The 14097-nt window shown below is 61.6% G+C and carries 12 protein-coding genes; 7 read left to right on the forward strand and 5 right to left on the reverse strand.

Annotated features, from left to right (window positions below; genetic code table 11):
- Window positions 1–60 precede the first annotated feature (60 nt).
- Window positions 61–1674 (forward strand): citramalate synthase, encoded by a 1614-nt coding sequence (cimA, locus tag GGD57_RS24455; protein WP_184472802.1) that lies wholly within the window; start codon window positions 61–63, stop codon window positions 1672–1674.
- 18 nt (window positions 1675–1692) lie between these two features.
- Here the strand turns inward: cimA and GGD57_RS24460 are convergent, their stop codons facing one another.
- On the reverse strand, window positions 1693–2172 hold the full coding sequence (locus GGD57_RS24460; protein ID WP_184472803.1) for a GNAT family N-acetyltransferase: 480 nt from the start codon (window positions 2170–2172) through the stop codon (window positions 1693–1695).
- Between the two features lie 202 nt (window positions 2173–2374).
- On the opposite strand from GGD57_RS24460, the gene rarD reads away from it, so the two are divergent.
- Window positions 2375–3292 (forward strand): EamA family transporter RarD, encoded by a 918-nt coding sequence (gene rarD, locus GGD57_RS24465; protein ID WP_184472804.1) that lies wholly within the window; start codon window positions 2375–2377, stop codon window positions 3290–3292.
- A gap of 31 nt (window positions 3293–3323) precedes the next feature.
- On the opposite strand, the gene GGD57_RS24470 is transcribed toward rarD, so the two are convergent.
- The 3 genes from GGD57_RS24470 to GGD57_RS24480 all read right to left on the reverse strand — a co-directional run bounded on the left by GGD57_RS24470 (window position 3324) and on the right by GGD57_RS24480 (window position 6242).
- On the reverse strand, window positions 3324–4256 hold the full coding sequence (locus GGD57_RS24470; protein ID WP_184472805.1) for a hypothetical protein: 933 nt from the start codon (window positions 4254–4256) through the stop codon (window positions 3324–3326).
- Between the two features lie 92 nt (window positions 4257–4348).
- Complete coding sequence (locus GGD57_RS24475; RefSeq protein ID WP_184472806.1) at window positions 4349–5356, reverse strand: alpha/beta hydrolase; 1008 nt, start codon at window positions 5354–5356, stop codon at window positions 4349–4351.
- Window positions 5349–6242 (reverse strand): MBL fold metallo-hydrolase, encoded by an 894-nt coding sequence (locus GGD57_RS24480; protein WP_184472807.1) that lies wholly within the window; start codon window positions 6240–6242, stop codon window positions 5349–5351. The genes GGD57_RS24475 and GGD57_RS24480 overlap by 8 nt, the downstream gene beginning before the upstream one ends.
- Window positions 6243–6329: 87 nt before the next feature.
- Between GGD57_RS24480 and GGD57_RS24485 the strand changes: the two genes are divergently transcribed.
- The gene (locus tag GGD57_RS24485) at window positions 6330–7265 is read left to right on the forward strand and encodes a LysR family transcriptional regulator (RefSeq protein ID WP_184472808.1); all 936 of its coding nucleotides are present in this window, start codon (window positions 6330–6332) and stop codon (window positions 7263–7265) included.
- Window positions 7266–7307: 42 nt separating this feature from the next.
- On the opposite strand, the gene GGD57_RS24490 is transcribed toward GGD57_RS24485, so the two are convergent.
- On the reverse strand, window positions 7308–7931 hold the full coding sequence (locus GGD57_RS24490) for a TIGR00730 family Rossman fold protein (RefSeq protein WP_085736738.1): 624 nt from the start codon (window positions 7929–7931) through the stop codon (window positions 7308–7310).
- A gap of 155 nt (window positions 7932–8086) precedes the next feature.
- On the opposite strand from GGD57_RS24490, the gene GGD57_RS24495 reads away from it, so the two are divergent.
- The 4 genes from GGD57_RS24495 to pssA all read left to right on the forward strand — a co-directional run bounded on the left by GGD57_RS24495 (window position 8087) and on the right by pssA (window position 13929).
- Window positions 8087–10126, forward strand: a complete 2040-nt coding sequence (locus GGD57_RS24495) for a LysM peptidoglycan-binding domain-containing protein (protein WP_184472809.1) — start codon at window positions 8087–8089, stop codon at window positions 10124–10126.
- 212 nt (window positions 10127–10338) lie between these two features.
- A complete protein-coding gene (locus GGD57_RS24500) occupies window positions 10339–12216 on the forward strand; it encodes an ABCB family ABC transporter ATP-binding protein/permease (RefSeq protein ID WP_184472810.1) in 1878 nt (625 codons plus the stop codon).
- A gap of 73 nt (window positions 12217–12289) precedes the next feature.
- A complete protein-coding gene (locus GGD57_RS24505; protein WP_348645996.1) occupies window positions 12290–13066 on the forward strand; it encodes a phosphatidylserine decarboxylase in 777 nt (258 codons plus the stop codon).
- Window positions 13067–13083: 17 nt separating this feature from the next.
- Complete coding sequence (gene pssA / locus GGD57_RS24510; RefSeq protein ID WP_184472812.1) at window positions 13084–13929, forward strand: CDP-diacylglycerol--serine O-phosphatidyltransferase; 846 nt, start codon at window positions 13084–13086, stop codon at window positions 13927–13929.
- The last annotated feature ends 168 nt before the right edge of the window (window positions 13930–14097 follow it).

Below are 14097 nucleotides of genomic sequence, written 5' to 3' on the forward strand. Positions count from 1 at the left end.
ATGCCGGATGCGGGGCAGCATCCGCAGTACAACAACACCCGCTCGCCGGGAGGAAACGACATGAAAGAACGCATCTATCTCTTCGACACGACGCTCCGGGATGGGCAGCAGACGCCCGGGATCGATTTTTCGGTCGAGGACAAGATTGCGATCGCCGCGATGCTCGACGAGTTTGGCTTCGACTATGTCGAAGGCGGCTATCCCGGCGCCAATCCGACCGACACCGCCTTCTTCAGCGAGAAGCGCACCGGCCGGGCCAGTTTCGTCGCCTTCGGCATGACCAAGCGGGCGGGTGTTTCGGTCTCCAACGATCCCGGCATTGCCGGATTGCTGCAGGCGAAAAGCGACGCCATCTGTTTCGTCGCCAAGAGCTGGGATTATCACGTTGCGGTAGCGCTCGGCTGCACCAATGAGGAAAACCTCGAAAGCATTGCCGAAAGCGTCAAGGCCGCCGTCGGCGCCGGCAAGGAAACGATCGTCGATTGCGAACACTTCTTCGATGGCTTCAAGGCCAATCCGGCCTATGCGCTCGCCTGCGCGAAGACCGCCTATGAGAGCGGCGCCCGCTGGGTGGTACTCTGCGATACCAATGGCGGCACGCAGCCACCGGAGGTGCGGGCGATCGTCGAGGCGGTGATCGCCGCCGGCGTTCCCGGCCACTGTCTTGGCATTCACGCCCATAACGATACCGGCCAGGCGGTCGCCAATTCGCTCGCCGCGGTCGAAGCCGGTGTGCGGCAGATCCAGGGCACGCTGAACGGCATCGGCGAACGCTGCGGCAATGCCAATCTGGTGACGCTGATCCCGACTTTGGCGCTGAAGAGCGCTTATAACACCCGTTTCGAAACGGCGATCGACGAGGAGCGGCTGCTCAACCTCACCCGGCTCTCGCATGCCTTCGACGAGCTGCTCAACCGCTCGCCCGACCACCAGATGCCCTACGTCGGCGCTTCGGCCTTCGCCACCAAGGCCGGCATCCACGCTTCGGCGCTGATCAAGGACCCGCGCACCTATGAACATGTGCCGCCGGAAACCGTCGGCAACTTCCGCAAGGTCATGGTCTCCGACCAGGGCGGCAAGGCGAACTTCATCAACGCCCTGAAGCGGCGCGGTATCGAGGTCGCCAAGGACGATCCAAAGCTCGACCTGCTGATCTCGATCGTCAAGGAACGTGAATCCATCGGCTATGCCTATGAGGGAGCGGATGCGAGCTTCGAACTGCTGGCGCGCCGCACGCTCGGCACGATCCCGGAATTCTTCACCATCGAAGGCTTCCGGGTGATGATCGAGCGCCGCTTCGACAGTCTCGGCCGCGTGAAGATCGTCTCGGAGGCGGTGGTCAAGATCACCATCGACGGCCAGACGCTGATGTCGGTTGCCGATGCAGAAGGCCCGGTCAATGCGCTCGACCTGGCGCTGCGCAAGGATTTCGGCAAATATCAGCACGAGATCGACGATCTGGTGCTCGCCGATTTCAAAGTCCGTATCCTCAATGGCGGCACGGAGGCGATCACCCGCGTGCTGATCGAATCAACCGACAGCGACGGTGTGCGCTGGTGGACGGTCGGCGTGTCGGAGAACATCATCGACGCCTCGTTCCAGGCACTGATGGATTCCGTCATCTACAAGCTGATGAAGAACCGGCAGTTGGCCGGCAAGATCGCGGCGGAATAATCTGTTCCGCCGGTTCGGCTAACCGCGGGCGAACGCCGCCAGCGTCTCGCCCGCCATCCTATAGCGGATCCATTCCTTCTGCGGCTCCGCGCCAATCGCCTCGTAGACACGGATCGAGGGCTCGTTCCAGTCGAGCACGCTCCATTCAAAGCGGCCGCAACCCTTCTCCAGTGCGATCTGCGCCAGGCGCCGCAGCAGCGCCTTGCCGGCGCCCGAGCCGCGCGCGTCCGGTGTTACGTAGAGATCCTCCAGATAAAGACCGTTCTTCGCTTGCCAGGTCGAATAGCTGAAGAAATAAACCGCCATGCCGATGGCTTGCCCCTCGCGTTCGCAGATCAGCGCATGCGTGACGGAACCGTCGCCGAAGATCGCCGCACGGGTGCTCTCCTCGGTCGCCTCGACCTCGTGGATCGCCTTTTCATAATCGGCCAGTTCGCGGACAAATCGCAGGATTGTTGCCGCGTCTGAAGGCGTTGCCGGGCGTACGGTAAGGGTCATGTGAGAGGCTCCTGATCTGGCATTTGGCGTTCCAGATGAAAGAACCTGCCCGGCCTGTCAACTGAATGCGCAGATCGTATCGGCGGGTTTGCTCTGCCATCCGCTTCAAATCCTCTTAGCCTTCATTCAACGAAATGAATTGGCCTATTCACGGCGCTTAAGCTAGGCCGGATCAGAAGAAGAACAAAGATGGAAACGCCCGATGTCGACCGATGTATCCGTTCCGCTGGCCAAGAACGAAGACAGTCCGCGCGGTTTCGCCTTCGCGCTGACCGCCTACCTGCTCTGGGGCTTCCTGCCGATCTACATGAAGGCGGTGGCGCATATTCCGCCGGCCGAGGTGATTGCCCATCGCATCGTCTGGTCGCTGCCGCTGGCAGGCATCGTGCTGATCGTGCTCGGGCGCACCAATGATATCGCGACAGCGCTGCGCTCGCCGCGAATGCTGGCAATGGCAGCGCTGACAGCCTCGCTGATCACCGTCAACTGGGGCACCTATGTCTGGGCGATCGGCGCCGGCCATTCGCTCGATGCAGCGCTTGGCTATTTCATCAATCCGCTGTTCAGCATCTTCCTCGGCGCGGTGCTGCTGAAGGAGAAGCTGCAGCCGCTGCAGATCGCGGCGATTGCGCTTGCGGCGCTTGCCGTCGCCATTCTCGCATTCGATAGCGGCGGCATCCCGTGGGTGGCGCTGACGCTGGCGATCAGCTGGGGTTTCTATGCGCTATTCCGCAAAACGCTGCCGCTCGGGCCGAACCAGGGCTTCTTCCTCGAAGTGCTGATCCTCAGCGGCCCTGCCCTGCTTTACATTCTCTATCTCGAATTCGGCAGTGGCCAGGGCCATCTCTATCGCACCGGCCTTGCCGACACGTCACTGCTGCTCGGCTGCGGCGTCATCACCGCCGTACCGCTGATGATCTATGCCAACGGCGCCAAGCTCCTGAAGCTTTCGACGATCGGCATCATGCAGTATATCGCGCCGACGATGATCTTCCTGATCGCGGTCTTCGTCTTCCAGGAGCCGCTCGGCACGGCGCGCATGGTTGCCTTCACGCTGATCTGGGCGGGGCTGTTCCTCTATAGCTGGTCGATGCTGAAGGGAAGCCGCGGAAGGATGTAGCCATTCTCTCATCGCAAGCCGGAGCGTTGGCTCAAAGCCAGGATAGCAGCGCTGTGCGGACGAGAATTCCGGTCAATGCGCTCAAGACGGCAACCCCCGCCACCGAGCGGAGCGCCGGTACAGAAGCGACAAGAATGGAAAGGCCGGGAAGATCGAGAGGGTTTAGCAGAAATGCGGATCCGTGAATGATTTTCTCCGGCGGAAGGCTCAGTTCCTTGTGGGTGTTAAGCAACAGGGTGACCGCTGCGCTCGATCCTGCCAGGCACTTTGTGAGCAGGAAGAGGACATCCTGCTGCGAGGCGCCGAGCAGCTGAAGCAATGGCTGCGCAGCGGACGTGAAAGCGGAAAGTGCGCCTGTGCTTTCGGTAAGCCTTACCAGAGCCAGTGAGATCACGAGCACCGGCAGGATCGCAGAAACGACGCCGATGGCATCTGCGCCACCGCGATTTATCGCCGCCAGCAGATCGCGCCTCGCCACGTCGTGGCCATCCGCCCTGTCGGAGGAACAGGCTTTTCCGGGCAAGGAACGGCGCCCAACGATCCAACAGGCGAGAGTGGACGCAACGAGCGCTCCGCAAACGCCGTTTATTATGATTAAACCGGGATCGATACCGATACTTGCGAGCGGAAAACTGGCATTTGCCGGCGCAGCCGCAAGGACCGCAGCAAAGGCGGCGGCCATAAATTTCTCCGATGTTCTTTTGTGCGCCATCAACGACAGGGCAGCAACCGGGGCGGCCGAACTTACGAGGCTGAGTTGGATGATCGCCAAGGCCCCAAAACCGTCCAGGCCGAAAAGTCTAAAGAGCGGGTTGGCCTTGGCGGCGATTGATCGCAGTGCGCTCATGCCTTCGAGGTAACGCATCAGCGAAAATGTCACGATCATCAGCGGCAGAAAGGTGAATATGGCGATTTCGACGGCACTTCGTCCGGCGTCCAGGATGGTGGTGATCAGAATTGTCATGGGAACGACTGGTTTGATGAACGATGAACGCGCACCCGGCTTGATGGAGGAAGCGGGCTCCGGATTCGATCCCGGAGCCACGTCGTTCAGACCTATTCCGGTTTGAAATCTTCCTCGAAGAAGCGGGCAACTTCGGAATAGACCTGCATGCGTTGGCTCTCCATGAGGGCGAGATGGGTCGCCTCCCCGATTTCCACCCATCGCCTGTAGGAGGCACCGGTCAGTTGCTCGAAATAGGCCCGCGCCAGATCGAGCGGGACGTCGATGTCCCATTCGCCGTGCAACAGCAACACCGGCGCGCGAATCTCTCTCGGCCGATAATAAGGAGCTCCAGCTCTCCAGTAGGTGCGGATGTCCTGGATCGGCCCATTGGTGGCCCGGAGTTTGCCTTGCTCTCTGTCGGCCTGCGACGGCTCCTCCGAGAGGGTCAGTGCGGCCCAGAGGTCGAACCAGCCCTCGGGCACAAGACGTTCACGCGCGTATTCGGGTGCGGTGCCCAACCAACGCGCCAGGGCCGCATGGACGGGAACAAGCCTGTAGGAGCCGAGCGCGCCGCCCTGATCGATGGGGATGGCAACGTCACTGAGCCATTGCGGCGCGAGCAAGGAGAGCTTGACGACCTTGTCGGGGTTGCGCGCAGCATATGCACCGGCCACGGTACCGCCCCACGACATTGCAAAGACGTTAACGTTCTTGAGGTCGCGAAGTCGAAGGACGAAATCGATGGCCGTTGCGAAGTCGGTGACGCCGGTGTCTGTGGCGACAAGAGGCGGGTTGAGATCGGGCGCCGCCTGCATCTCTGGCGGGCGGGTCGATCTTCCATAGCCCCGGACATCAACCGCAAAGACATCGAAGCCTCGATGAGCGAGGAAGTCGATGAAGGACATTCCGTTGAAAGGAACATCGTAAAGACTCCCTGATGAGAAGGTTGCCCCATGCACCATCACGATCGTCTTTTCGGCGAGAAAGGTCTTATGGTCTTTCCGCCGCTTGTTGCGGACATAGAGTTTGATGCCGGCGGTATCGCTATCGACATAGTGTTCTTCGAAGACGATTTCCTTTGTGTCGAAACCCGAAGATGTAAGCTCATTCTTAGACATAGGACCACCTAAACTTTTCGCCGTCGCGGGTGATGTATCCTGCAGACGAGCCGGGGAAATGGGTGGAGAAATACATGGCGGGATTGTCTGCCGCGAGGTCGAGCACACGCCGCCTGGACTGGGTCGCCTGTTCAAGAAACTCGCAAAAGACCGTATTCAGGTCGGGACGCTCTACCTGGATCGGATGGTGCATGACGTCTCCGGCAAATATCGCCGCCTCATTGTCCGACTCCAGCAGAACCGACATATGACCAATGCTGTGCCCCGGGGTCGGCAAGAAGGTAAATCGATCCAGGAAGGGACCACCTTCGCTGTCGATGAAATCGACAAGACCAGCATCGATGATCGGCTGGACGCTGTCTTCGTAGACGCCAGAGCTCGGAATATTCACGTCGTTGTGGCTTGCCGTGGACGAATAATATTCCTGCTCGGCGCGCGGGAAGATGTAGCGCGCGTTTTTAAAAGTGGGGGCCCACTTTCCATCCTGGAGTACGGTATTCCAGCCGGAATGATCGACGTGGAGATGGGTATTTATGACGAAGTCGACGTCTTCGGGCTCGACACCTGCCTGGCGCAACCTGTGGAGAAACGGGATGCTCTGCTGATGGAAGGCGAGATTGCGCGGTCTTTCCTTATCGTTACCCGAACCCGTATCGATGAGGATGACATGGTCGGGCGTCCTGACAAGCCAGCTATGGATGCTTACCACAAGGGCATCGCGGCCCTCTTCCATATCGACGGCGGAAAGACGTGGCTCGACCGCCTTGATCTCCTCAGATCCGGCAGTCGGGTAAAGAAATGAGGGCGGAACGTTGTGCAGATACTGCTCCTGCACCTTTCTGACCGTCACGCCGGCAATACGATATTCCTTTCCAAGATCGCTCATGGAATTTCCTTTCGAGTTGAACTGAACCGGGACAGCGCTGTCTGATGGCTATGGACAGTAGGGAAAATTCGTGCAACGATCAAATCGATGAATGAAATTGTCTCCATCGATCATTTCAATTTGTGGTCTTTCGACCTGAACCTGCTCGTCGCCTTCGATGCCCTCATGAAGGAGCGGAGCGTGACGAAAGCGGCTGTCCGGCTGAAAATCCAGCAGCCCGCCATGAGCCATAATCTCGGCACTCTCCGGACCTTGCTTGAGGACGAGCTGTTCGTGCGTGTCGGCCAGGTCATGCAGCCGACCCATCGGGCGCTGCGTTTCGCCGAAGCCGTGGAGCAGATACTTACCCGCACGCAGCAGGCAATCGTAACGCCGGCGACTTTCGAGCCGGGCCGGGCTGAGCAAATATTCCGCATCGGCTTTTCCAGCGAGCTCGAGGTGCTGCTCGTGCCGCGTCTCGCCGCTATGTTGAGCGAGACTGCCCCCGGTATCAAAGTGCTTGCACGAGCGGTCAACCCCGAGCTGGTCCATAAGCTCCTGGACGACAATGTCATCGACCTCGGCGTCGGCTGCTACGATGACGGCAACAACAGACACCGGCGGAGCCTGCTGTTCGAGCAATCGCTGATGTGTTGCTACAATCCGAAGCTTCTTGATCTTCCCGAAACTTTGGACCGCGACAGCTATCTCGGCCTGAAGCATGCCCTGGTTTCCCAGAAGGACGCCATCGAAGGCTGCATTGATGACGCGTTGAAGCGGATCAACGTGCGGCTCGACGTGTCTGTGGCAGCGCCGGAATTCCTGACCGTGCTGACCACCGTCCTCGAAGCGCCCCTGATCGCCACCCTGCCAACCAGAATTGTGAAGCGCTATGCCGGCCTGTTCGGCTTGGCGATCGCCGAGGTTCCCCTCGATTTGACGGTGAGCCCGATATCGATGGTCTGGTCGGCGGCAGGCGACAATGATCCCGCAAACCGATGGATGCGCTCTCAGGTGACTGAGCTTGTTTCAACCTATAGCTGAATAGGTCCGCGAAAAGCTGGTCAGCGCCAGGGGCTGCCGCGCCTACATCTTCGAAATCACCTCATCCTCGCCGTCACGATCGGCGGCGAGCTGGGCTGCCTGGGCCATGATCGCCGGAATGATGCCGGAGATTTCGTCGACGACGAGCGGCTGCACCCGGTGGGCGGTGTGCAGGAAGCCTTCGTCCGTCATATGGCGCATCAGTTCCATCATCGGATCCCAGAAACCGTTGATGTTGGCAAAGACCATCGGCTTTTCGTGGCGGCCGAGCTGCGCCCAGGTCATGATCTCGACGATCTCTTCCAGCGTGCCGATGCCGCCGGGCAGCGCGACGAAAGCGTCGGAACGCTCGAACATCGTGTGTTTGCGCGCGTGCATGTCAGGGGTTACAATAAGCTCGTTGAGCTGACCGAGCGAGTGGCGAGTCGCTTCCATATCGATCAGGAATTCGGGAATGATACCTGTCACCTGACCGCCGCCTGAAAGCACCCCGCTTGCAACCGCGCCCATGATGCCTTTGGTGCCCCCGCCATAGACGAGGCGCAGGCCGTATTCGGCGATCTCTCTTCCGAGAGCACGCCCGGCCGCCATGTGGGAGGGATCGCGTCCCGGCCTGGAGCCGCAGTAAACGCAGATGGATCGAATCGATACAGATTGCTCGGTCATAAGGGGCAAACAACTATTCCATTTCAATGCAGTCAAGAAAATTGACTGAAAAGCAGCGTGCCTAGCTTGCCTAATTGCTTTGAATGCTTGTGAAAAGCAACGGGAATCGCTAGCAATTTTGGTTACTACGGCAAATTGCCGCCTGGGGAGACATAATGATGAAGAACCGTGCCGGCTTGCTGGCCCTTGCAGTCCTCGTAATCGCAATCCTACTGATGGTGTTTTTTGTCATGCCGCGCATCGGCGGCGATGCAGCCAAGGTCGGCGACGCCATCAACCAGGCGAGCACGGAGCTCAAGAACACGGTTAACGAAGCGGCAAAGACATCGCGCTCGACCGTCGCCGACGCGGCTGCGGTCACCGACAAGGTGGGACGCCTGTCGACCGATGCCGGCGTGTCGCTCAGTGAACTCAAGGCGCTGTTTGCCGACGGCAAAGGCCCTGCCGACGATGTCTTCACCGCCGCCAAGACCAAGGCTGTCAAGGCGCTGACCGCCCTTGCCGATTTCGCAATCCCCGAGGGGCTCGATCCCGCGACCCAGGCCATTGCAACCAAGGCTAAGGAAGGCGGCGCGAAGGCGCTCGCCATCATCCAGACGCTGCCGGAGAACATTGCCGATGCGCTTGTCGCCATCGCCAAGGCCGAGGCAGCATTGACCGGTGCGCCCGAGCCCGCCCCTGCTGCAAACAACGCAGCGGCGACTGCCGGCCCGAAGCTTCCGGCCTTCGACGTCTTGCGCGTCGAGCCCGACGGCTCGACGGTGATTGCCGGCTCCGCCGAACCGAACGGCAAGCTCGAAGTGCTTGACGGCGAGAAGGTGGTGACGACGGCCGATGTCGGTGCGAGCGGCGATTTCGCTGCCGTTCTCGACGATCCGCTTTCGGCCGGCGACCACCAGCTCGTGCTCAAGTTCACCGGCAAGGACGGCAAGAGCACGCTTTCCGAGGAGGTTGCGACGATTTCCGTGCCGAAGGACGGCAATGGCGCCAATCTGCTCGCCATGGTCTCCAAACCCGGCGCAGCAAGCCGCATCATCACCGCACCGAAGGCCGGAACCGAAGTCGCCGACGCCTCCAATCCGATGGCGGCGCCTGCCGACAAGCCGGCAACGGGCGAGACCGCGGCTGCGCCTGCCGCAACCGGCGAACTGGCGCTGCAGACGCCAAACCTCAGCGACGCCGCCGCCTCCGACAATGCTGCGACGGCACCGGCCATTCCCGGCACCGCCGCACCCGACAAGACCAATGCGCCCGATGTGATGGTCAATGCCGTCGAAATCGAAGGCGACAAGATCTTCATCGCCGGCACGACGCGCTCCAACGCCAAGGTCATCGGTTATGCCGACGACAGCCTCGTCGGCCAGGACACGGCCGGTTCCGACGGCCATTTCGTCATCGACGGCGTGGTGGCGCTTTCGGTCGGCGACCACAAGATCCGCGTCGATGTCGTCGATCCCGCCGGCAAGGTGATCGTGCGCGCAGCGGTGAATTTCAATCGCCCGGCCGGCGATCAGGTCAGGGTCGCCGCGCAAGCCGGTCCCGCCGACGCGGATGGCGCTTCCACGATGGTGCCGCTCGACGAGGGCGAGCTCGGCAAGCGCAAGGCCGAAGCCGGCAAGGCTTTCGGCCTGCTGAAGGGGCTGTTTGCCGACGGCAAGCTGCCCGGCGCCGAACAGCTTGCGGCGGCGCGCTCGGCAACGGAATTCGCGCTGCGCTCCGTCGCCGACTTCCGCCCGGCGGCCGATGCGCCCGACGCCTTCAAGCAAACGTCCGGCTCCGCCTCTGAGGTCGCCGGCAATGCGCTGAAGCTGCTGCAGAGCCTGCCCGGGGATGCGAAGTCCGTCGGCGCAGCACTCGACAAGCTCGGCAGCCTGATCGCCGAGCTCACCGCGGCACCCCAGCCGACTGCACCCGCTGCCAACGAGGTCGGAAGCAACCAGCCGAAGACGATCGAACAGGCGCCGCTGACGGCAAACAATGCGGCGGTCATCATTCGCCGCGGCGACACGCTGTGGCAGATCTCGCGCCGCACCTATGGCCTCGGCGTTCGCTATACGACGATCTACATCGCCAACGAGGACAAGATCGTCGATCCCGATCGCATCCGTCCCGGCCAGATCTTCGGCCTGCCGAAGGATGCGTTGCCGAATGCCGAAGAGCTGCACCGCAAGCGGCTCTCCAAGCAGCATCTCTAACATCGAACCGAGGCGATCAAGCCGGGCGGGATAACCGCCCGGCTTGGCTTTTCCCGAACCCCGCACTTGTTGTATTCGTCCGGCCGGCACCCTATCTGGCGATGGCGGCTCGGAATCGCGGGAAACGCTTTCAGGCACGTCCCACGGCCCGCGCTTTGCCGGGCATCGAAGCGCCGCGACCGCGGCAAGTCCCATCCGGACTGGAGACAGGCATGGCAAACAGCAAGACAGTCTCGGAATCCAACCTGCTGCAGACGCTGCTCAACCTCTGGCCCTATATGTGGCCGGCCGGCCGCACCGACCTGAAGATGCGCGTCGTCTGGGCCTCGGTCTTCCTGCTGATCTCCAAGTTCGTGCTGCTGCTCGTCCCCTATTTCTTCAAGTGGTCGACCGATGCTTTGAACGGCAGGATGGATCTTGCCGGCACCGTGCCGCCGCTGCTTGCCGGCGCCATCGCGCTTGTCATCGCCTATAACGTCACCCGGCTGATCCAGCTCGGCCTCAACCAGCTGCGCGATGCGCTGTTTGCCAGCGTCGGGCAGCATGCGGTGCGCCAGCTCGCCTACAGGACCTTCGTGCACATGCACGAGCTGTCGCTGCGTTTCCATCTGGAGCGCAAGACCGGCGGCCTCTCGCGCATCATCGAGCGCGGCACCAAAGGCATCGAAACGATCGTGCGCTTCACGATCCTCAATTCGGTTCCGACCGTCATCGAATTCCTGCTGACGGCGGCGATCTTCTGGTGGGGCTACGGCTTCTCCTATCTCGCCGTCACCGCCTTTACGGTCTGGGCCTATATCTGGTTCACGATCCGCGCCTCCGACTGGCGCATCGCCATCCGCCGATCGATGAACGACAGTGATACCGACGCCAACACCAAGGCGATCGACTCGCTGCTCAATTTCGAAACCGTCAAATATTTCGGCAACGAAGAGATGGAGGCGAAACGCTTCGACAAGTCGATGGAGCGCTACGAGAAGGCGGCGACCGATGTCTGGACGTCGCTCGGCTGGCTGAACTTCGGCCAAGGCGTCATCTTCGGCATCGGCACGACGATCATGCTGGTGCTGTCGGCGCTGGCCGTGCAGCGCGGCGAGCAGACGGTCGGCGATTTCGTCTTCGTCAATTCGATGCTGCTGCAGCTTTCCGCGCCGCTCAACTTCATCGGCTTCGTCTACCGCGAAATCCGCCAGGGCCTGACCGACATCGAGCAGATGTTCGATCTCCTGGAGGTCAAGGCCGAGGTCAAGGACGCGCCTGACGCGACCGAGCTTCGGATCGGCCAGGGCGCGATCGCCTTCAAGGACGTGCAGTTCGCCTACGACCCGGCCCGCCCGATCCTGAAGGGCATCTCCTTCGAGGTGCCGGCCGGCAAGACGGTTGCCGTCGTCGGCCCGTCGGGCGCCGGCAAATCGACGCTGTCGCGCCTGCTCTATCGCTTCTACGATATCCAGAGCGGCACGATCACCGTCGACGGCCAGGATATCCGCGGTGTGACGCAGAAGAGCCTGCGCTCTCATATCGGCATGGTGCCGCAGGATACCGTGCTCTTCAACGACACGGTCGCCTACAATATTCGCTACGGCCGCACGTCGGCCAGCGACGGCGAGGTCTTTGCAGCGGCCGAGGTGGCGCAGATCGCGCATTTCATCGAGGCGCTGCCCGAGGGGTTCGAGACCAAGGTCGGCGAACGCGGGCTGAAGCTTTCGGGCGGCGAGAAGCAGCGGGTGGCGATCGCCCGCACCATCCTGAAGGCGCCGCCGATCCTGATCCTCGACGAGGCGACATCGGCGCTCGACACGACGACGGAACGGGAAATCCAGACCGCGCTCGACATGGTGTCGAAAAACCGCACGACGCTGGTCATTGCCCACCGGCTGTCGACCGTCATCGGCGCCGACGAGATCATCGTCTTGAAAAGCGGCGAGATCGCCGAGCGCGGGACACATGCCGCCCTGCTCGAACAGAACGGCCTCTATGCCTCGATGTGGAACCGCCAGCGCGAGGCGACGCAGGCGGAGGAACATCTGAAGCAGGTGCGCGAAAGCGACGATCTCGGCGTGATCACGCGGCTTGCTCCGGCCAGCTGAACCCAGGAGAAAGCTGAACAGGGAGAACGGCGCCGGCGGGCTTTTGTTGTTCAGAACCCCGGCGTCGGAACCAGTGCCGGGGCCACAGCATTGCCCCGGAGACGGTTTTTCGCTAACCAGCAAAAAACGACAACGCAAGGAGACCGACAGCATGAGCCTGTTCAACACGGTTCGCAACACGATCGTCCCCGTGCATAAGGAGGGTTATCCCTTCGTTGCCGCCTTCTTCGTCGCGTCGCTGATCCTGGGCTGGATCTTCAAGCCGCTCTTCTGGATCGGCATGATCTTCACGCTGTGGTGCGCCTATTTCTTCCGTGATCCCGAACGCGTGACCCCGCAGGACGACGATCTGGTGATCTCCCCCGCCGACGGCAAGGTCTCGGCGATCCAGATGGTGACGCCGCCGGCCGAGCTCAACCTCGGCTCCGAGCCGATGCTGCGCATCTCGGTGTTCATGAATGTTTTCAACTGCCATGTGAACCGGGCGCCGATGCGCGGGCGCATCGTCAGCATCAACTACCGCTCCGGCAGCTTCGTCAATGCCGAACTCGACAAGGCGAGCGAGGACAACGAGCGCAACGGGCTGGTGATCGAAACACGCCACGGCCAGATCGGCGTCGTGCAGATCGCCGGCCTCGTGGCGCGGCGTATCCTCTGCTGGGCAAACCCCAACGAGCCCGTCGATGCCGGCGAGCGCTTCGGGCTGATCCGTTTCGGCTCGCGGCTCGACGTGTTCCTGCCGGCCGGTGCGGCACCGCGTGTCTCGCTCGGCCAGACGGCGGTTGCCGGGGAAACTGTTATCGCCGAATTCGCCTCCGCCAAGGGTCCTGTCATCAGCCGCCGCAGCTAGGAAGATTGGAACGCGATATGGAAACGCCTTTTCCGCCTTTCGAGCCCAATGGGCCGGATGATTCTGCCCGCGGCCCGCGGCTGCGCGAAATCCCGCTGCGTCTCGTCTTTCCGAACCTCATCACCATCCTGGCGATCTGCGCCGGGCTGACCGGCATCCGGCTGGCTTTCGAAAACCGTTACGAACTCGCCGTCTCGATGGTGCTGCTCGCCGCCTTCCTCGACGGCATCGACGGGCGCGTGGCACGACTGATGAAGGCGACCTCGAAGTTCGGGGCGCAGATGGATTCGCTTGCCGACATCGTCAATTTCGGCGTCGCACCCGCCCTCGTCGTCTATGTCTTCGCACTCGACCAGGCCCGCTCGCTCGGCTGGATCGCCGCGCTGATCTATGCGATCGCCGCCGGGCTTCGCCTTGCGCGCTTCAACGTCATGGCCGAACGCGAGAACAAGGCGAGCTGGCAATCGGAATATTTCGTCGGCGTGCCGGCGCCAGCCGGCGCCATGCTGGTGCTGCTGCCGGTCTATCTCGGCTTCCTCGGGCTGGTGACGGATCGCACCTTTGCCTATCTCTCGTCGATCTACACCGTCGCCATCGCCTTCCTGCTGATCAGCCGGCTGCCGGTCTGGTCCGGCAAATCGGAAGGCAGCCGCCTGCGGCGCGATCTCGTGCTGCCGATGATGCTCGGCGTCGTGCTCTATGTGGCTCTGCTGATGAGCTACACATGGGAGGTGATGGTTTTCACCGTTGCCGCCTACCTCGTTTCGCTTCCCTTCGGCGCGCGGAGATGGCGGCGCAAATACGGAACGCTGACGATCGAGGAACCCGGCGTCGGCGACGACGACATCGGCCGCCACATCTGATCTTTGAGCATTTCCCGATTTTTCCGGCCGACGGGAATGCTTCTCGCTCTTCGTTGCGAAGGGTCCCCGCAAAAGTCTGTGCTTGGCCGGGGAAACTGTTTCGCGCTCTTTCCCCAGAAAAACTGCCTTCGCACTTTTCCTGGAACCGCTCCCTTCAGTAAGTATTAA

The organism is Rhizobium esperanzae, assembly GCF_014197615.1.
Classification (GTDB): domain Bacteria; phylum Pseudomonadota; class Alphaproteobacteria; order Rhizobiales; family Rhizobiaceae; genus Rhizobium; species Rhizobium esperanzae_A.

Excerpts from the sequence above, each read along its gene's own strand:
- cimA (WP_184472802.1), top strand. The coding sequence starts at position 61 with ATGAAAGAACGCATCTATCTCTTCGACACGACGCTCCGGGATGGGCAG.
- GGD57_RS24460 (WP_184472803.1), bottom strand. The coding sequence starts at position 2,172 with ATGACCCTTACCGTACGCCCGGCAACGCCTTCAGACGCGGCAACAATC.
- rarD (WP_184472804.1), top strand. The coding sequence starts at position 2,375 with ATGTCGACCGATGTATCCGTTCCGCTGGCCAAGAACGAAGACAGTCCG.
- GGD57_RS24470 (WP_184472805.1), bottom strand. The coding sequence starts at position 4,256 with ATGACAATTCTGATCACCACCATCCTGGACGCCGGACGAAGTGCCGTC.
- GGD57_RS24475 (WP_184472806.1), bottom strand. The coding sequence starts at position 5,356 with ATGTCTAAGAATGAGCTTACATCTTCGGGTTTCGACACAAAGGAAATC.
- GGD57_RS24480 (WP_184472807.1), bottom strand. The coding sequence starts at position 6,242 with ATGAGCGATCTTGGAAAGGAATATCGTATTGCCGGCGTGACGGTCAGA.
- GGD57_RS24485 (WP_184472808.1), top strand. The coding sequence starts at position 6,330 with ATGAATGAAATTGTCTCCATCGATCATTTCAATTTGTGGTCTTTCGAC.
- GGD57_RS24490 (WP_085736738.1), bottom strand. The coding sequence starts at position 7,931 with ATGACCGAGCAATCTGTATCGATTCGATCCATCTGCGTTTACTGCGGC.
- GGD57_RS24495 (WP_184472809.1), top strand. The coding sequence starts at position 8,087 with ATGATGAAGAACCGTGCCGGCTTGCTGGCCCTTGCAGTCCTCGTAATC.
- GGD57_RS24500 (WP_184472810.1), top strand. The coding sequence starts at position 10,339 with ATGGCAAACAGCAAGACAGTCTCGGAATCCAACCTGCTGCAGACGCTG.
- pssA (WP_184472812.1), top strand. The coding sequence starts at position 13,084 with ATGGAAACGCCTTTTCCGCCTTTCGAGCCCAATGGGCCGGATGATTCT.